Here is an 18,337-nt window from a genome sequence, read left to right on the forward strand (position 1 = left end):
AGCGGAACGAATTCCATCAATGCCCTACGCGAAAGAAAGCCTGTTCCACGGCGCGCGGTCTCGGCGAAACGCTATCGTCCTTCACCGGGCCGCGCGCTACGCTTCCGCCCCGGCGGAGGGACGCCCCAGACGGCGTGTGAGGGCGGTCTCCAGCAGGCTCAGGGCGTCATAGACGAGCACCGCGAACAACCCCACGATCACGCCGCCCTGAAGGACGAAGGCCGTGTTGCTGGTCAAAAGCCCGGCGATGATCACCTCGCCCAAAGTCCGCGCGGCCACGGTGGAGCCGACCGTCGCCGTGCCGATGGCGATCACCACAGACAGCCGAATGCCCGTCAGGATCACCGGCAGGGCCAGCGGCAATTCCACCCGGATCAGGCGCTGCCAGCGGGTCAGGCCGATGCCGCGGGCGGCCTCCATCGTCGCGGGCGGCAGAGTCGAGAGCCCGGCAATGGCCGTCTCGAAGATCGGCAGCAAGCCGTAGAGGAACAGCGCTACCAGCGTCGGCCCGGCCCCGAAGCCGAGCGCGGGCACCGCCAGCGCCAGCACCGCAACCGGCGGGAAGGTCTGGCCGATATTGGTGATCGTGCGCGACAGCGGCAGGAAAGCCGCGCCCGCAGGTCGCGTCACGAGGATGGCAAGGCCCACCGCGACCAGCGTCGCCAACCCGGAGGCCAGCGCAACCAGCCCCAGATGGCTGAGCGAGAGCGACAGGATCGAGGCGCGCTCGTAGATCACCGGCCCGCCCGCCGGGGCGAAGGGCGCAAAGACCGGCGCGAACCAATGCGGACGCAGCACCAGCGCCAGCAGCAGCGCCACGCAGGTGGCCCGGATCGCGCCGCTGCGGCTCATGCCAGCTCCGCCGCGCGGGCGCGGATCGTCGCCAGAGTGACCCTGCCAAGCGGACGGTCGCCATCCGCCACCGGCAGCGCCTCGCAGCCGCGCCAAAGACACAGCGACAGCGCATCGCGCAGGCTGGTGTCGGGCGCGATCGGCTCGCCCTCGGCCGTCCCGTCTTCCATCACGTCCGAGACCGGGATCAACGACAAAAGCCGGAGCGGACGATCAACCCCGCCCACCATCTGCGCGACGAAATCGGTGGCGGGCTCGGCGATGATCTCGGCGGGCGTGCCATGTTGCAGAAGCTTGCCGCCATCCATGACAGCCACCCGGTCGCCCAGATGGATCGCCTCTTCCATGTCATGCGTGACCAGCACGATGGTCGACCCCAGCTGCCGCTGGATGCGCCGCAGATCGGCTTGCGCCCGGGCGCGAATGATCGGGTCGAGCGCGCCGAAAGGCTCGTCCATCAGCAGCAGATCGGGCCGTGAGGCCAAGGCGCGGGCGACGCCCACACGTTGCTGCTGACCGCCCGACAGCTCCGCCGGATAACGGTCGCGAAACTGCGCGGGCTCCATCGAGAACAGGTCCAGCAACTCGTCGACCCGGGCGCTGGTCTTGTCCTTGGACCAGCCGAGCAGTTTGGGCACCGCGCCGATATTGCCCGCGATCGTATAATGCGGGAACAGCCCGTCGCCCTGAATGACATAGCCGATCCGTCGGCGCAGCTCGTGTTTGGGCAGCGCGGCGGTTGACTCGCCATTGATCCGCACCTCGCCGGAACTCGGCTCGATCAGCCGGTTGATCATCCGCAGAAGCGTCGTCTTGCCCGAACCGGAGGTGCCCACGATCACCGTGATCGTTCCGGTCTCGACCGTCATCGAAACGTGGTCCACCGCCGTCGTGTCGTCATAGAGCTTCGTGATCTCGTCGATTTCGATCATTCTTCACGCTCCGTTCGGGGGGTCGTCAGTTCGACGAGGATGTCCATTGCGATGGCCGAAACCAGCGCCAGGGCGACAGTGGGCAGCGCGCCCAGCAAGATCAGGTCGCCCGCCGTCTGGTTGAGGCCCTGAAAGACGAATATGCCATAGCCGCCGCCGCCGATCAGCCCGGCGATCACTGCCAGCCCGATATTCTGAACCAGCACGATGCGCAGCCCGGCCAGCACCACCGGCAAGCCCAGCGGCAGTTCCACCCGCGCGAGACGCTGGCGCCATGTCATGCCCATCCCACGCGCAGCCTCGAGCGCGGAGGCAGGTGCGCTGCGCAGACCCGCCAGCACGTTGGCGACGACCGGCAGCAGCGAATAGAGGGTGAGTGCAAGGAAGGCAGGCGCGAAGCCGATCCCCGCAATACCGATCGCGCGGGCGCCGGGGATGATCCCGCTCAGCCAGCTCAGCACCGGGATCATGATCCCGAACATCGCGAGCGAGGGGATCGTCTGCAGGAAGCTCAGCACCGGAAGCAATGCACCGCGCAGCGCCGCATTGCGGTGGCACATCACGCCCAGCGGCAGGCCGATCACCGCCGCGGCCAGCAGCGAACCGAAGGCAAGGCCCAGATGGCGCAGGCTCGCGGTGTAGAAGGCGTCCTTGCGGCTCGCGAATTCCTGCGCGATAGACAGATCGCTCAGCGCCCCCGACCACAGCAGCGCCGCGACGAGCGCGATCACCAGCCCTAAAATTCCCGCCCGCGCTGCAGGCCCCGGCGACAGCGCGGAAAGCGCGTCGGCCATCATCAGCGCGAAGACCACCAGCAGGAACCAGCACCCGGCAGCCGGCGAGACACGCGCATACTCGCCCGCCTCGGTCAGCAGAAACGACGCGCCCGCGATCAGCAGCCAGACCAGTCCCGCGAGGCCAAGCGCCGCGCCCGCGATGCGCAAGTAAGGCCGCGCGGCGGGCAGGCCAAAGGCGAGCCCCAGCAGCATCAGCGCCATCGCGGGCCCCGTGACCTGCGGCGCGGCGACGGTCCACAGGGCGCGCCCCTCGCCCGCCACGATCCGGTTCGCGGCGAGCGTCAGGAAAGGTGTGAAGATCGCAGCCAGCCCCAAGAGCGCGAAGAGCACCCCGGGCGGCGAGAGGCCAGCGGTCACGCCCCGCACACGCATCGCTGCGGCGCTCAGTTCAACACCCCGATCTGCGTCAGGTAATCCTTCGCGACCGCCTCGGCAGGCTCACCGCCGACCTGGATACGGCCGTTAAGTTTCTGAAGCGTCTGCATGTCGAGCTTGTCGAAGATCGGGTTCAGCACTTCGGGGATCTTCGGATATTCCTTCAGCACCGCGTCGCGCACGATCGGGGTGGGCTCGTAGACCGGCTGCACGCCCTTGTCGTCTTCCATCACGACGAGCCCCGCCGCGCCCACGCCGCCATCGGTGCCATAGGCCATCGCCGCGTTCACGCCCGAAGTGCCGCGCGCCGCCGCCTGAATGGTCGCCGCCGTGTCGCCACCCGAGAGAACCACGGTCTGATCGGGGCTCAACTTGAATCCGTAAGCCTTCTCCATCGCGGGCAGCACGGCGGGGGACGAAACGAATTCGGTCGAGGCCGCGAGCTTCACGTCACCGCCATTCGACACCCAGTTGCCGAAATCGGACATCGTGGTGAGGTTGTTCTTTTTGGCCAGATCGCCCGTCACCGCAATCGCCCAGGTATTGTTCGCCGGCGCGGAATCGAGCCAGGTGATATCGTTCTGCTTGTCCAGTTCGGCCGCGCGATCATGGGCCTTTGCCGCATCCTTCCAGATATCGCTATCGGCCTCGTTGAAGAAATAGGCCGCGTTGCCGGTATATTCGGGATAGATGTCGATCTGGCCCGCGAGGATCGCCTTGCGAACGACCTGCGTGCCGCCCAATTGCAGCCGCCGCTCCACCGGCATCCCGGCATTTTCCAGCGATAGCGCGATGATATTGCCCAAGAGACCGCCCTCGGTGTCGATCTTGGAGGAGACGGTGATATCGGCCTGCGCGGTGGAGGCGAGTGCGCCCCCGAAGACCGCGGCGGCCAGGATAAGAGGATATTTCATGGCGTGTCTGGCTCCCTGAACAGGTGGCTGTGGTCGTCTCGAGATGTGATCTAGGTTGAGTGTAGGGCCCGGCCCGCGCCCGCCAAGCCTTGCTCCGATCGTCTTTGGTATTGAGAGGCTCGCGCCGCGCGCGTCCCCCTCCCTCCGGGGGTGCGTCACATTTACGCTAGGTCGATGCGCGAAGTTCCGGGTAGATAGTGAAAAGACATGAGTGATGAGGGACATCATGGCGGGAATTGGCACGGGTCTGGCAAGGCTCGCGATGGTGGCGGTGCCGACCGCGCTCGGTGTGGCGGCGATCGTCTTTGCGGGCGATCTGAAATCGCTGCCCAGTCCGAGCGAGGCGAACCGCCCGGCGGCGCTGGTGCGGGTGATCACGCTCGCGCCCACCGAGATGATCCCGCGCGTCAGCGGCTACGGCATGGTCGCCCCGGTGCGCGAGTGGCGCGCCATCGCCCGGATCGAGGGCGAGATCCGCGACATCGCAGAGCCGCTCGCGCCCGGTGACATCGTCGCGAAAGGAACGCCGCTTTTCACCATCGACGACAGCGATCTGAAACTGCAGCGCGCCAGTCTCGAGGCGCAGGTCGCCGCCTCCAAGGTCAAGGACGACACGGTGCGCACGAGTCTGGAACTGGCGCAATCCGACCTCGCGCTGGCACAGGATGAGTTCGATCGGCAGAAATCTCTCCACGATCTGGGCCGGATCACTCAAACCCAACTCGACGGGGTGCGCCGCCAACTGCTGACCGCGCAGACCAAGGTCGCCGATCTCGAAAGCCAGCTGAAGCTGAACGAGGCAGAGCGCGAAGTGCTGGATACGCAGGCGGCGACGATCGACCGTGCGATCGGGCTGTCGACGATCACGGCGCCTTTCGACCTGCGGGTCAATTCGCTCGACGCGGATCTCGGGCAATACGTCAATCGCGGTCAGGTCCTGCTGAGCGGCGAAGGCATCGAGGCCGTCGACATCTCGGCGCAATTCCCGATCGGGCGGATGGGGCCCCTGCTCCGGCTCGCGGGCGACGGCACGAAGGTCACGGATCTGAAGGCGCGCGTCACCCTGCCCGACCCCGAGCATCCCATTGTCTGGAAGGCCCGGGTCGAGCGGATGGGCGACGCGATCGACGAGACCACGCAAAGCGCGCCCGTCGTGGTGCGGGTCGACGATCCGTTGGGTCAGGCGCAGGCGGGCGAGCGCCCGCCCCTCCGGCGCAACATGGTCGTCGCGGTGGAACTCGCCGCGCCCAAGCAGAGCCTGCTCGTCGTGCCCGCCGAAGCGGTGGCGGGTGGGAGTGCAATGGTCGTCTCCGAGGATGGGACGCTGGCGAAGCGCGCAGTTAAGACCAGCTTCGTTTCGGGCGATCTGGCGGTGATCGCACAGGGCCTCAAGGCGGGCGATCAACTGGTGATCACCGACCCGTCGATCGCGGTACCGGGCATGGCGGTGAAAGCGACCGAGGACGAGGCTCGCAAGGCGGAGATCGCCGCCGAAGCGCTCGGCCAGACACCTTCGAGCCCGCAACCGGGCAGCGGTGGCGGTGGCGGCGGTGGTGGCGGCGGCAAAGGAGCCGCGCCCGAGGGCGACGCCGCCAAGCCCGCCGGGGCCGCGCAATGATCGCGCTTTTTGCCGGCCATCGCACGGCGGCCAATATCGCGATGATCGCGATTGCGGGCCTCGGGCTGATGGCGCTGCCGAGCCTGCAGCGCGACACTTTCCCGGCGACCCCGCCCTCGGATGTCTCGGTCCGTATCACCTATCCCGGCGCCGCGCCTTCGGAGGTCGAGACCGGCATCTGCACCGTGACCGATCCGATCCTCACGCGGGTCGAGAACCTTGCGAAGCTGACCTGCCTCGCGCGCGACAACAGCGCCCAGATCACCGCAGAGATGATCGAGGGCGCGGATATGACGCGCTTCTACAACGACATCAAGGACGCGGTGGACGGGATCAATTCATTCCCCGACAAGGCTGACGATCCGGTGGTGCAGATCGTCGAGCGCACTGCCTCCGTCTCGTCGGTGGCAGTGACCGGACCGGACGATCCGGCGGTGCTCTACGCCTATGCCCAGAGCTTCGCCGATCAACTGCGCGCCGATCCCGCGATCTCGCTGGTCTCGGTGAACGGCTTCTCCGACCGCGAAATCGCGATCGAGTTCGACCGCGCCGCGCTCGAACGCTTCGGGCTCGACATGGGCTCCGTGGGCGCGACGCTGGCGCGCTACAGCCTCGACATGCCCGCGGGCTCGCTCGAGGGGCGTTCGGGCGAAGTCGCGATCCGATTCCTCGGCGAGGGGCGCACGCCTGCCGAGCTGGCGCAGATCCCGATTGCGGGCAGTGCCGCGGGCGGCGAGGTGCGGCTGGGCGACGTCGCCACGATCCGCGAAGGCTTCGCCGATCCCTCGCAGGCCACCTATTTCGACGGCAAGCGCGCCGCCATCGTCTCGGTCCAGAAGACCGCCTCGCAGGATGCGCTGCGGGTGCGGGCCGCGCTTGATCGCGAGATGGCACAGGCGCAGGCCGAAGCGCCGGGCAATATCCAACTCGCGATCTCCGCGGATTCCACGCGCAACATCGTCGAGCGCCTGCGCATCATCGGGATCAACGGGTTGCAGGGTCTGATCCTCGTGCTCGTCGCGATGTGGCTGTTCTTCGGGCTGCGCATGTCCTTCTGGGTCGCGATGGGCCTGCCGATCAGCTTCCTCGGCGCGATCTTCGCGATGCAATTCCTCGGCTACACGATCAACATGATGACGATGGTGGCGCTCTTGGTCGCGACGGGCCTGTTGATGGACGATGCGATCGTGATCTCCGAAAACATCGTACGCCGTCGGCAACAGGGCGAACCTGCGCAAGTCGCTGCCGTCAAAGGCACGATGCAGGTCTTTCCCGGCGTTCTGGCCTCCTTCCTGACCACGGCAATGGTGATCGGGCCGCTCAGCTTCCTGACCGGCAATATCGGCGCGCTGCTGAAATACATCCCGATCGTGCTGCTTATCACGCTGACGGTCAGCCTGATCGAAGCCTTCCTGATCCTCCCCGCCCATATGCGCCACTCGCTGCGCCACGACATGCGTCCCGGCCCCGTGCAGCGCGCGGTGAACGGCGCGTTTGATCGGCTGCGCGACAGGGTCATCGTGCCGCTTGCCGGGGTGGCGCTACGCTGGCGCTACCTGACCATAGGGCTCGCGATCTTCCTCGTGTCGCTTTCGATCGCGCCCTTCACCGGGGGCTTCCTGAAATACCAGAGCTTCCCGACGCTGGAGAGCGACACGGTCGAGGCGCGGCTTCTGCTGCCTGCGGGCGCACCGCTGTCGCTGACCGAGGCGCGGGTGAGCAAGGTCGTCAAGGCGCTCAAGGAGATGGATGCCGAACTGAGCCCCGCTCAACCGGACGGCCAGCCGCTCGTCCGAAGCTACACGATCACCTATGGCAGCAATGCCGACAGCCCGACCACGGGGCCGAACATGGCGACGGTGAGCGCTTCGCTGCTGCCCGCAGGGACGCGCACCACCGACGTCGGCACTGTGCTCGATCGCTGGAAGCAGTTCGTCGGCAAGATGCCCGACATGGCCGCTTTCCGGATCACCGACAAGGAGCGCGGCGCGGGCGGCAAACCGATCGATCTGCTCGTCACCGGCCCGGATCTTGGCGAACTGGCGACCACCGCGCGCGAGTTGCGCCGCTTCTTCCGCGGTTTCGACGGGGTACGCGACGTGACCTTCGATCTGCAGCCGGGCAAGCCCGAGCTGGTGGTGCGGATGAAGCCGGGCGTCGCAAACCTGCTGGGCGTGACGCCTGCCGCGCTGGCCGGTGAGTTGCGCGCGGCCTTCCGTGGCGACAGCGCGGTCAGCTTCGCCGATGCGCGCGGTCAGGTCGATATCGTGGCCCGGCTCGCGCCCTCCGAGCGGCGCGCTATCGGCGACGTTCTGGCGCTGCGAGTGCCGGGTAAGAACGGCGCGCTGGTGCCGCTCTCGGCGGTAGCGACGGTCAGCGAGACGCGCGGTTACACCACGATCACCCATGTGAACGGGCAGCGCGCGGTCTCGGTGCAGGGCACGATCGACCCGACGCGGGCCAATTCGCGCGAGTTGATGGCGGCGATGCGGGCCGATTACCTGCCCGAACTGGCGCAGAAGCGTCCCGACGTGAAGGTGCAGGTTCTGGGCGAGGAACAGGACACCGCGACCACCGGCGCGTCGCTTGCGCGCTTCATGACGGCGGGGGCGATCGGGGTCTACCTGCTGCTGGCCTTCTACATGGGCAGCTTCATCCGACCCGTCGCGGTGATCGCGACGATCCCGCTCAGCCTGATCGGCGTCATGTGGGGGCATGTGCTGCTTGGCCTGCCTCTCTCGCTGCCGAGCCTCGTGGGGCTGGCGACGCTGGCGGGCGTGGTGGTGAACGACGCGATCCTGCTCGACGCCTTCATCGGCGAGAGACGCGCGACCGGAACCCCGATGCTCGAGGCTGGCAAAGAGGCCGTGCGCGACCGCTTCCGCGCGATCTTCCTGACCTCGCTGACGACGGTGGTCGGGCTCGGCCCGCTTTTGCTGGAGAGCTCGACGCAGGCGCAATTCCTGCGCCCGATCGTGGCGAGCCTCGCCTTCGGTCTGAGCGCGGCGACGGTGCTGTCGCTCTTCGTGACACCGGCGATCCTCGCCGTGCTCGAGGATTTCGGCGTCCGCACCGCCGATCCCGAGCCAGAGGCGAGGGAGCCTCCTGTCGAACACCCGGTCGACGCCTTGCCCGTCTGAGACGGGGCGCGAACAGACGCGCCCCGACCCGATCAGTCTTTCTTCGGCTTCGGATAAACCGGCAGATGCGGGATCAGGACGTGATCCGGCTGATCGATCGCGAAGAGGAAGGCGCGCGCGATGTCGTCGGGGCGCAGCGCGTCGGGTTTCGCCTCGTCGAAGAACGGCGTATCGACCATGCCCGGATGCAGGCAGGTGACGCGGCCACCGGCTTCACCTAGCTCCTCGCCGAGATTGTCGGCATAGCCGCGGATGAACCACTTGGTCGCCGAATAGACCGAGCCGAACATCGCGCCCTGCGACGCCTTCGAGCCGGTCAGCACCATATGCCCCTTGGAGGCGCGCAGATGCGGCAGGGTGAATTTCGCGGTGTAGGTCACGGCGAGACAGTTCACCTCGATCATCTTCTGGAAGCTCTCGACCGATCCGGCCTCGGTGCCGCGCGCCGAGGCGCCGACGCCCGCATTGGCCAGAACCACGTCGAGCCGGCCGTAATGCTCCACCGCGCGGGCGACCATGCGCTCCTGCGCATCGGGGTCGGTGACATCGGTGGGCAGCGCGAGGGCGTTTTCTTCGCCCAGATCCTTGACCAGCGCTTCGAGCTTGTCCGCGGAGCGTGCGGCCAACGCCACCTTGTGACCCGCCTCGACCGCATGGCGCGCGCAGCTCTCGCCGATCCCGGTGGAGGCGCCGGTGATGAGAATGATTTTCGACATGTCAGCCTCTCTGAATTTGGTGGGAACGAAGAAGGCGCCACCCGGACCGGGCAGCGCCTCTCGATATCAGCCCAGCAGGGCCAGTACTTCTTTCGCCGCCGCCTCGGACGACGCCGGGTTCTGGCCCGTCACCAGACGCCCGTCGGCGACCGCATGGGGCTGCCAGTCGTCGACGCTCTCGAACTTCGCGCCCAATTCGCGCAGGCGGGTCTCCAGCAGGAAGGGCACGACATCGGCAAGACCAACGCCACGCTCTTCGCTGTCGGTGAAGGCGGAGACCTTGCGGCCTTTCACGATGGAGTCGCCATTCTTGTCCTTCACCTTGTCGAAGGCCGCCGGGCCGTGACAGACCGAGGCAACGATCTTGCCGCCATCCCAAGCGGTGCTGATCGCCTTCGCGGCGATATCACTCTCGGCGAGGTCGTACATCGCGCCGTGGCCGCCGGGAATGTAGAGCGCGTCGTAGGCGGTGATGTCCTCGTCTTCGATGCGCGAAGGGTTTTCCAGAACCGCCTTCGCCTCTGCATCGTCGCGGAAGCGCGTCACCGAGGCCGGAGCGTCGTCGCCGGTCACGTCCGAATTCGGGTCGATCGGGATCGAGCGGCCGCCGATCGTGGCGACTTTCACCTCGTGACCGGCATCGAGGAAGGCGTAATAGGGCGTCGCCAGTTCCTCGTACCAGACACCGGTGGACTTGCCGGTGTCGCCAAGGGCATCGGCTGCGGTCGAAAGAATAAGAATGCGTGCCATGGGTTTGGCCTCCTTGGTTGTGCGTTTCAGGGCATTTCCGGTCCTGTTCGTCTCGGGCCGTCAACGCGTCCCAGCAGAGATAGGTTGCGTTTACTGATCGAGAAATTGATGCACGCCACGTCAGAAATCGATATTCTGGAGACATGCCGCCCGACATATCGCTTTTGCGCGTGTTCCATGCGGTCATGGAAGAACGCAATGTCACCGCCGCGGCCCAACGGCTCGGCCAATCCCAGAGCACGGTGAGCGCTGCGCTGTCACGTCTGCGTGCGGCGCTGGGTGACGAGCTGTTCCTGCGCGCCCGCTACGGCGTGGAACCGACCGAGAAGGCGCTCGAGATCGCGCCCGACATCGCCGCCGGACTGGAACGGCTGGAACAGGCCTTCCGTGCCGCCGAGCCCTTCGATCCCGCGCGCACCACGCGCCGTTTCCGGCTCTTGCTGGGGCCGTACGCCGAGATCGTGCTGGTGCCGGAGCTCGCTGCCGCCTTTGCGGAGCGGGCCCCGTCGGCCCGGCTGGAGATCGCGCCGATCGGGCCCGATCTGGACCCGCGACAACTCGCCGGTCGGGCCTTCGATCTGGCAGTCGGGCGCTTCGACTCGCCGCCTGAGGATCTCGTGGTCTCGGAGCTGTTCGACGACGGGTTCCGCTGTATCGTCGCGCCGCAAGCCTTGCCGGAAAGCGTGATGCTGGATCGTGACCTCTACGAGAGCCTGCCGCATGTGGTCGTCTCGCCGCCCGGCAATTGGCGCACTGGCGTTCACAAGCGTACGGAAGCGACTGGTCTGCGCCGCAACACGGCCGTCGTGGTCACGCATTTCCTGACCGCTGCACCCGCCGTCGCGCGGCTGGGCGGCATCGCCACGGTGCCTGCCCGGGTGGCCGCGATGACCGCCGGCCCCTACGGCTTGCGCAACGTGCCTGTGCCGGTCGACCTCGGCACCTTTCCCAGCCAGATCGCATGGCACCCGCATCTGCGCCGGGATCAGGGCCATGTCTGGTTGCGCGAGCTGATCCGAGAGGTCGTCGCCGAATTCACGTCGCCGGACTGACGGAAGTTCTAATACGTCCGCTCAAGTGACCCGCCCACGCGCCTTGAAAGCGGGGGTATCCCAGGCCCGCTCGGCCATTACCTTGCCGAGGATTTCGGCGGCGCGCGTCACGTCGCCCTCATCGAGGTAAAGGGGCGTGAAGCCGAAACGCATCGCGTCGGGGGCGCGGAAATCCCCGATCACTCCGCGCGCGATGAGGGCCTGAACCACGGCGTAACTGTCAGCGAAACCGAACGAGACCTGGCTGCCGCGCGCCCCCGGGTCGCGCGGGCTGAGCAGAGCCAGCTCGGGGCAGCGCGCCTCGACCTCGCGGATGAACAGCTCCGACAACGCGACGGAGCGCGCCCGCACCTCATCCATCGTCAGCCCGTCCCAGACCTTGAGCGCCTCTTCGAGCGCGGTCATCTGCAGGACCGGCGGCGTGCCGACGCGCATCCGCTCGACCGCGCGGCCGGGGCGATAGTCGAGATCGAAGGCGAAGGGCGCCTCATGGCCAAGCCAGCCGCTGAGTGCGGGGCGCACCGTCTCGGCAATATCTGGGCGGACATAGATGAATGCCGGGGCGCCGGGGCCGCCATTAAGATATTTGTAGGTGCAGCCGACGGCGAATTCGGCCCCGTTCGCCGTCATGTCCACCGGCACCGCGCCGGCGCTATGTGCGAGATCCCAGATCATCACCGCCCCGACCGCGTGGGCCTTGCGCGTGATCGCGTCGAAGTCGTGCATCCGGCCCGTGCGGTAATCGACCTGCGTCAGCATCACCACCGCGACCTCTTCGGTGATCGCGTCCGCCACATTTTCCGGGGCGGGCGTGCGCAGCTCATGCCCGCGACCCAGTGAGCGGATGAGCCCATCCGCCATGTAAAGATCGGTCGGGAAATTGCCCTTGTCCGACAGGATCACTTTGCGGTCGGGCCGCATCTCGAGCGCCGAGGCCAGCGCCTGATAGACCTTGATCGAGAGCGTATCGCCCAGCACGACCGACCCTTCCGGCGCCCCGATCAGCCGACCGATGAGGTTGCCGACGCGGGCGGGCTGATCCATCCATTGCGCCTCGTTCCACCCCCGGATGAGCATCTGCCCCCATTCGTCGCGCGCGCAGCTCTCCAGCCGCTCCGCCACGCCGCGCGGCAGCGGCCCGAGCGAGTTCCCGTCGAGATAGATCACCCCCTCGGGCAGATCGAATAGGTGCTTTCTCGGCAGGTTCGGCATGATGGTCTTCCTCTTGTTGTCGCGGCCTGGAGCGCGGCTCTAAACCTGGCAATCTGCTGATGCATCACGAAAGTTTCGGGTCGGGCGCACGCTACCCGGCGAACCCCGCCCTCGCAATATCCCGCGCGATATGCTCTGTCTCCGTACAGGATGCGGAACGAGCGGGAGAGAACATGGAAGACCTGAGCGGGATCGACTGGGAAGATGCTTTCGAGAATGGCGGCTATATCGAGAATGGCAGCAGCTACCCGGATCAGTGGTCCAAGCGCGCCGCCGAATTCCGGTCGCGCCATGCCGATCGGATGAGCGAGGTGGCCTATGGGGATGCGCCCCGCGAAAGGATCGACATCTTCCGCCCCGCCGGCGCGTCCAAGGGGCTCGTGGTCTTCGTGCATGGCGGCTACTGGCTGAAATTCAGCAAGGACATGTGGTCCCATCTGGCGGAAGGCGCGCTGGCACAGGGCTGGACCGTCGCCCTGCCCGGCTACACGCTCGCCCCGGAAAACAGCATCCCCGGCATCGCGCAGCAGATCGCGCGGGCCATCGATCACGCGGCGGGGCTGGTGGAGGGGCCGATCCATCTCGTCGGCCATTCCGCGGGCGGGCATCTCGTGACGCGGTCGGTGTCTCAGGGGAGCGCGCTCTCCGACGAAACCGCGGCACGCATCCGGCGGGTGATCTCGGTAAGCGGTGTGCATGACCTGCGTCCGCTGCAGATGCATTCGATGAATGCGCGCCTGGGGATCACGCCCGAGATCGCCGCGAGCGAAAGCCCAGCGCTGCTGAAGCTGCGCCCCGGCGTGAAGGTTACCGTCTGGGTCGGCGCGGCGGAGCGTCCGGAATTCTTGCGCCAGTCGTCCCTGCTCGCCGAGCATTGGTCGTCTTCCGATCTGGTCGCCGCCTACGGGCGGCACCATTTCGACGTGATCGAGGAGCTGTCGGACCCGTCCAGCGCGTTGATCACGGCGCTTCTGAGCACGGATTAAGAAAGCGTCATCCGCTGCCCAAACCGCCTCACCGTTCCACACATCAGTTTCACGTTCGCGCGCTCGGGCTTCGCTGCACTTGCATTCCAACCGGCCTTGGGGTCTCAAAAGAGTGCATCTGTGCACCAAAGCGTCTTGCGAGTGTCGAACATGAGCGATGCCAAGAATACCTACGAACACAGCGTTCCCTTCTTCTGGCCGATGGCTGCGGCGATGGAATGGCAGAAGATCGGGCTCGACGCGGTCGAGAAAGGTCTGACCTATTTCGACGAGGCGGCCAAGATCACGCACCCGCCCGACCCGGAATGGGCCACGAAGAACGACGTGCTGCTCGATCTCGACACGATGCGGCTGCGCGATTTCGGCGGCACGGGCGGCGGCATTCCGGTGATCGTCGATGCGCCCTATGCCGGGCATTCCTCGACCATCGCGGATTACGCCAAGGGCCAGAGCCTGATCGAGACGCTTTTGGATGCAGGGCTGGGGCGTGTTCTCTGCACCGACTGGAAAAGCGCGACGCCCGAGATGCGCAATTTCGACATCGACAAGTATCTGGCCGAGATCAATGTCGCGGTCGATGATCTCGGCGGGCGGGTGATGCTGGTTGGGCTGTGTCAGGGCGGCTGGATGTCGGCGATGTATGCCGCGCGCTTCCCCGAGAAGGTCGCGGGTCTCGTGCTGGCGGGCTCGCCCATCGACACCGATGCCGGGCACGGGCCGATACGCAAGCTCGCCCATGAGATGCCGCTTTCGGCCTATCAGGAGATGGTCGAGGCGGGTGAAGGCCGGATGCCGGGGCGGTTCATGCTCACCGGCTGGAAGAACATGCATGCCGATCAGCAGTATTTCGGCAAGTTCGTCGATCTCTACCAGCATATCGACGACCGGAACTTCATGAAGCGCACCGAGCGCTTCGAGAGCTGGTACGAGAACCCCATCGACCTGCCGGGGCGCTATTACCTGCAGGCGATCGACCTGCTGTTCAAACAGAACCTGTTCGCCAAGGGAGAGTTCGTGGGCCTCGGGCGCAAGCTCGATCTGGGCACGATCACCTGCCCGGCCTTCCTGCTGGCGGGCAAGGCGGACGACATCACCACGCGCGAACAGGTGTTTGCCGCCGAGACGCTGCTCGGCACGCCGCGCAAGGATATCGTGAGCCGCCTCGTCGAGGGCGGGCATATCGGCCTCTTCATGGGCAGCCATACCCTTTCGAATGTCTGGCCGGAAATCGGCCAGTGGCTCGGAAAGCTCGGGGCCAAAGCTGGAGACACGCACAATGGACCAGACCGTCGCTGAACCGATGACGCAGGATGTGCCGAAAACAGACCGCAAGACAGGTCTGAGCGCGGCAGAGGCGGCAGAGAGGCTCGAGCGATACGGTCCGAACGCGCTCAAAAGCGACGAGAAAACCCTGCTACAGCGGATCGCGGGGTATTTCTGGGGGCCGATCCCGTGGCTGATCGAACTTGCAGCGCTTCTGTCGCTCGTACTGCGCGACTGGTCCGATTTCGGCGTGATCTTCGTGATGCTGCTGCTCAACGCGGCCGTGGGTTTCAAGGAAGAGAGCAAGGCGAGTTCCGCCATCGCGGCGCTCAAGGCGCAGCTGGCGCCGAGCGCGCGGGTCAAACGCGACGGGACATGGCAGGAGATCGCGGCGCGTGATCTGGTGCCCGGCGACATCGTGCGCCTGTCGATCGGCCAGATCGTTCCAGCCGACCTGACACTGTTCGAGGGCAAATATCTCTCGATCGACGAGGCGGCTCTGACGGGCGAGTCCCTTCCTGTCGACAAGTCCGTGGGTGACAGCGCCTATTCCGGCTCGGTCGTGAAGCTGGGCGAGATGACGGGCGAGGTCACCGCGACCGGGATGGAGACCTATTTCGGACACACCGCCTCGCTCGTGCAGACCACGAATGGCAAATCGCATTTCCAGAAAGCCGTGATGCAGATCGGGAATTTCCTGATCGCAGCGGCGCTGGTTCTGGTGGCGATGATCGTGATCGTCTCGTTTCAGCGGAACAACCCGCCGCTCGAGGTGATCCAGTTCGCGCTGATCCTGACGGTCGCGGCGATCCCGGTCGCGCTGCCCACGGTTCTGTCGGTGACGATGGCGGTGGGCGCGGAACGACTTGCGCGGATGAAGGCGATCGTCTCGCGGCTGGTCTCGATCGAGGAGCTGGCAGGCGTCGATGTACTGTGCTCGGACAAGACCGGGACCCTGACACTCAACGAATTGACCGTCGAGGACCCGCGCCCGGCAGAGGGCATCGCGGTTGAAGACCTGCTGCGCGCATCGGCGCTTGCCTGCGACCGCGACGCGCCCGATGCGATCGACACCGCGGTGCTGGCAGCGGCGGAGGGCATCGCGCTCGACGCTATCGAGACCGTCAGCTTCACGCCCTTCGATCCGGTCAGCAAACGCAGCGAGGCGGAGCTGCGCCACGAGGCCGATCGCTGGCAAGTCGCGAAAGGCGCGCCGCAGGTAATCGTGGAGCTTGCAGCCCTGACAGATGACGCACGCAAGGCGGTGGAGGACGAAGTCGAAACCCTTGCGCAGCAGGGCTACCGCGCACTCGGGGCCGCACAGAAACGCGCCGGGCAGGACTGGGAATTCCTCGGTCTGCTGCCGATCATCGATCCGCCGCGCCCGGATGCGGCCAGCACCATCGCGGACGCGCGCGACATGGGGATCGATGTCAAAATCATCACCGGCGACCACGAAGCCATCGCGCGCCAGATCGCGGGCAAACTCGACCTCGGGCAGAAGATCTATCCCGCGGGCGAGTTGCTCGATGGCGACCCTGCCACGGTGGAGGCCAATGTCCGCGCCGCCGACGGCTTCGCGCGGGTCCTGCCCGAACACAAGTTCCGGATCGTCGAGGTGCTTCAGGCCGGGCATTCCATCGTCGCGATGACCGGGGACGGGGTGAACGACGCCCCTGCCCTGCGCAAGGCCGATGCCGGGATCGCTGTGAGCGGCGCGACCGATGCCGCGCGCGCCGCCGCCGATCTGGTGCTGACCGACAAGGGCCTGTCGATCATCACCACGGCAATCGAGGAAGCCCGCCGCATCTTCGAGCGGATGACGAGCTATGCCACCTTCCGCGTCGCCGAGACGATCCGGGTGCTGCTATTCATGACGCTCTCGATTCTCGTCTTCGATTTCTACCCTGTCACTGCGATCATGATCGTGCTGCTGGCGGTGCTGAATGATTTCCCGATCATGATGATCGCCTACGACAATGTCTCGGTCTCGCCACGCCCGGTGCGCTGGGACATGCGGCGCGTGCTGACGGTGGCGGCGACGCTTGGCGTGACCGGGGTGATCGAGACCTTCGTGCTGTTCTGGTTCGTCGATGCCTATCTGGGCCTGCCGCGCGACCAGATCCAGACGATCATCTTCCTCAAGCTTCTCGTCTCGGGGCACATGACGCTGTTCGTCACGCGCCATCAAAGCTGGTTCTGGCGGCGCCCCTTCCCGGCGCTGCGCCTGTTCGCGACGACGGAGGCCACGCAATTGCTGGGCACGCTGATCGCGGTCTATGGGCTGTTCGTGACGCCGATCGGCTGGGGGCCCGCACTGCTGGTCTGGCTCTATTGCCTCGTCTGGCTGCCCCTCGAGGGGGCGATGGCCTTGCTCATACGAGCGCTTTATGATCGCAGGGCACAAGCGCGCGGGCAGTAAGCCCCATCACGGCGCTTGCAGGAGGCACATGACGGACGACACGCAAGAGGCAATGGAAACCCCGACAGGTAAACGCGGGCGCGGATTGCCGATGGGCATCTGGGCGCTGGGGTTCGTGTCGCTTTTCATGGATGTCTCCTCCGAGATGATCCATGCGCTGCTGCCGGTCTACCTGATGACCGGACTTGGCGCGACGGCGCTGGCGGTGGGTGTGATCGAAGGGATCGCGGAAGCCACCGCCGCGATCACCAAGGTCTTTTCTGGGGCGCTGTCGGACCGGATCGGGCGGCGCAAGGAGCTGGCCGCGCTCGGCTACGGGCTGGCGGCTGTGACGAAACCGATCTTTCCGCTCGCGCCGACCTTCGACTGGCTTGTGGCCGCGCGCTTCATCGACCGGGTGGGCAAAGGCATCCGGGGCGCCCCGCGCGACGCGCTGATCGCCGACCTCGCGCCGGGCAAGATGCGCGGCGCGGCCTTCGGGCTTCGGCAATCGCTCGACACGGTGGGCGCCTTCCTCGGGCCGCTCGCCGCGATCGGGCTGATGTGGCTGTTCTCGGACGATTTCCGCTCGGTCTTCTGGGTCGCGGTGATCCCGGCTTTCCTGTCGCTCGGGCTGATCCTGTTCGTGGTGAAAGAGCCCGCCCATCCCCGCGCGCAGCGGCAGGTGCGCAACCCCCTCGCCCGGTCAGAGCTCAAGCTCTTGGGTAACGTGTTCTGGTGGGTCGTGGTCGTCGCGACGCTGTTCACGCTCGCCCGGTTCAGCGAGGCCTTCCTGATCCTGCGCGCCAATGACGACGGCATCCCGGTGATGCTGGTGCCGCTGGTTCTGGTGGGGATGAACGCGGTCTATGCGCTGATCGCCTATCCGGTCGGGGCGCTTTCCGACCGGGTCGGTCGTGTCGGGCTGCTGCTGGTCGGGCTGGGGTTGTTGATCGCAGCGGACCTGACGCTCGCGCTGGTCGGCGGGATCGGCGGTCTTGCGATCGGTGTGCTCCTGTGGGGAATGCATATGGGCTTCACACAGGGGCTGCTGGCCGCGCTGGTGGCCGAAGCCGTCCCGGCAGAGTTGCGCGGCACCGCCTTTGGCATGTTCAACCTCGTCACCGGCGTGGCGCTGCTGATCGCCAGCGTGATCGCAGGGGCGCTGTGGGAGTTCGGCGGCGCGCAATGGACCTTCCTCGCGGGCGCGGGCTTCGCGACGACGGCGGTGCTGGGCCTGCTGCCGCTGCGCAGCCGGCTTAACGGGACGCACAAGCCCAAGACCTTAGGCTGACGCAGAAATTGCGCCGCGCGGAAGACGCGCGGCGC

General features: G+C 66.5%; 14 protein-coding genes. 7 read left to right on the forward strand and 7 right to left on the reverse strand.

Annotation, left to right across the window (positions count from 1 at the left end):
* Positions 1-96 precede the first annotated feature (96 nt).
* Genes B6V74_RS00465 through B6V74_RS00480 form a run of 4 tightly spaced genes read right to left on the reverse strand, consistent with a single transcriptional unit; the run spans position 97 to position 3,870 of the window.
* On the reverse strand, positions 97-852 hold the full coding sequence (locus B6V74_RS00465) for an ABC transporter permease (protein ID WP_088718773.1): 756 nt from the start codon (positions 850-852) through the stop codon (positions 97-99).
* Complete coding sequence (locus B6V74_RS00470) at positions 849-1,784, reverse strand: ABC transporter ATP-binding protein (protein WP_088721673.1); 936 nt, start codon at positions 1,782-1,784, stop codon at positions 849-851. Before B6V74_RS00470 ends, B6V74_RS00465 begins: the two co-directional genes overlap by 4 nt.
* Complete coding sequence (locus tag B6V74_RS00475; protein WP_088721674.1) at positions 1,781-2,953, reverse strand: ABC transporter permease; 1,173 nt, start codon at positions 2,951-2,953, stop codon at positions 1,781-1,783. The genes B6V74_RS00470 and B6V74_RS00475 overlap by 4 nt, the downstream gene beginning before the upstream one ends.
* A gap of 11 nt (positions 2,954-2,964) precedes the next feature.
* Positions 2,965-3,870: an ABC transporter substrate-binding protein gene (locus B6V74_RS00480; protein ID WP_088721675.1), complete on the reverse strand. Its 906-nt coding sequence runs from the start codon at positions 3,868-3,870 to the stop codon at positions 2,965-2,967.
* A 226-nt stretch (positions 3,871-4,096) separates the two neighbouring features.
* Between B6V74_RS00480 and B6V74_RS00485 the strand changes: the two genes are divergently transcribed.
* Together B6V74_RS00485 and B6V74_RS00490 are read left to right on the forward strand one after the other, a co-directional pair.
* Positions 4,097-5,488 carry an efflux RND transporter periplasmic adaptor subunit gene (locus tag B6V74_RS00485; RefSeq protein ID WP_168184161.1) on the forward strand — a complete coding sequence of 464 codons (1,392 nt, stop codon included), beginning with the start codon at positions 4,097-4,099 and terminating at the stop codon, positions 5,486-5,488.
* On the forward strand, positions 5,485-8,628 hold the full coding sequence (locus tag B6V74_RS00490; protein ID WP_088721677.1) for an efflux RND transporter permease subunit: 3,144 nt from the start codon (positions 5,485-5,487) through the stop codon (positions 8,626-8,628). The genes B6V74_RS00485 and B6V74_RS00490 overlap by 4 nt, the downstream gene beginning before the upstream one ends.
* Before the next feature lie 32 nt (positions 8,629-8,660).
* Here B6V74_RS00490 and B6V74_RS00495 read toward each other — a convergent pair whose 3' ends face one another.
* Both B6V74_RS00495 and B6V74_RS00500 read right to left on the reverse strand, forming a co-directional pair.
* Complete coding sequence (locus B6V74_RS00495; protein WP_088721678.1) at positions 8,661-9,344, reverse strand: SDR family oxidoreductase; 684 nt, start codon at positions 9,342-9,344, stop codon at positions 8,661-8,663.
* Between the two features lie 66 nt (positions 9,345-9,410).
* The gene (locus B6V74_RS00500; RefSeq protein ID WP_075774670.1) at positions 9,411-10,094 is read right to left on the reverse strand and encodes a type 1 glutamine amidotransferase domain-containing protein; all 684 of its coding nucleotides are present in this window, start codon (positions 10,092-10,094) and stop codon (positions 9,411-9,413) included.
* Between the two features lie 143 nt (positions 10,095-10,237).
* Between B6V74_RS00500 and B6V74_RS00505 the strand changes: the two genes are divergently transcribed.
* Positions 10,238-11,146 carry a LysR family transcriptional regulator gene (locus B6V74_RS00505; RefSeq protein ID WP_088721679.1) on the forward strand — a complete coding sequence of 303 codons (909 nt, stop codon included), beginning with the start codon at positions 10,238-10,240 and terminating at the stop codon, positions 11,144-11,146.
* A gap of 21 nt (positions 11,147-11,167) precedes the next feature.
* Here the strand turns inward: B6V74_RS00505 and kynU are convergent, their stop codons facing one another.
* Entirely contained in the window at positions 11,168-12,358 is a 1,191-nt protein-coding gene (gene kynU, locus B6V74_RS00510; RefSeq protein WP_088721680.1) for a kynureninase, read from the reverse strand.
* Positions 12,359-12,531: 173 nt separating this feature from the next.
* Between kynU and B6V74_RS00515 the strand changes: the two genes are divergently transcribed.
* From B6V74_RS00515 to B6V74_RS00530, 4 genes are all read left to right on the forward strand, one after another.
* Positions 12,532-13,344, forward strand: a complete 813-nt coding sequence (locus B6V74_RS00515) for an alpha/beta hydrolase (protein WP_088721681.1) — start codon at positions 12,532-12,534, stop codon at positions 13,342-13,344.
* A gap of 150 nt (positions 13,345-13,494) precedes the next feature.
* Positions 13,495-14,640 (forward strand): alpha/beta fold hydrolase, encoded by a 1,146-nt coding sequence (locus B6V74_RS00520; protein ID WP_206185166.1) that lies wholly within the window; start codon positions 13,495-13,497, stop codon positions 14,638-14,640.
* Complete coding sequence (locus tag B6V74_RS00525) at positions 14,621-17,029, forward strand: plasma-membrane proton-efflux P-type ATPase (RefSeq protein WP_088721682.1); 2,409 nt, start codon at positions 14,621-14,623, stop codon at positions 17,027-17,029. The genes B6V74_RS00520 and B6V74_RS00525 overlap by 20 nt, the downstream gene beginning before the upstream one ends.
* Before the next feature lie 28 nt (positions 17,030-17,057).
* Positions 17,058-18,302 (forward strand): MFS transporter, encoded by a 1,245-nt coding sequence (locus B6V74_RS00530; protein ID WP_088721683.1) that lies wholly within the window; start codon positions 17,058-17,060, stop codon positions 18,300-18,302.
* The last annotated feature ends 35 nt before the right edge of the window (positions 18,303-18,337 follow it).

Source organism: Thioclava sp. F42-5, from assembly GCF_002213195.1.
Taxonomy (GTDB): Bacteria; Pseudomonadota; Alphaproteobacteria; order Rhodobacterales; family Rhodobacteraceae; genus Thioclava; species Thioclava nitratireducens.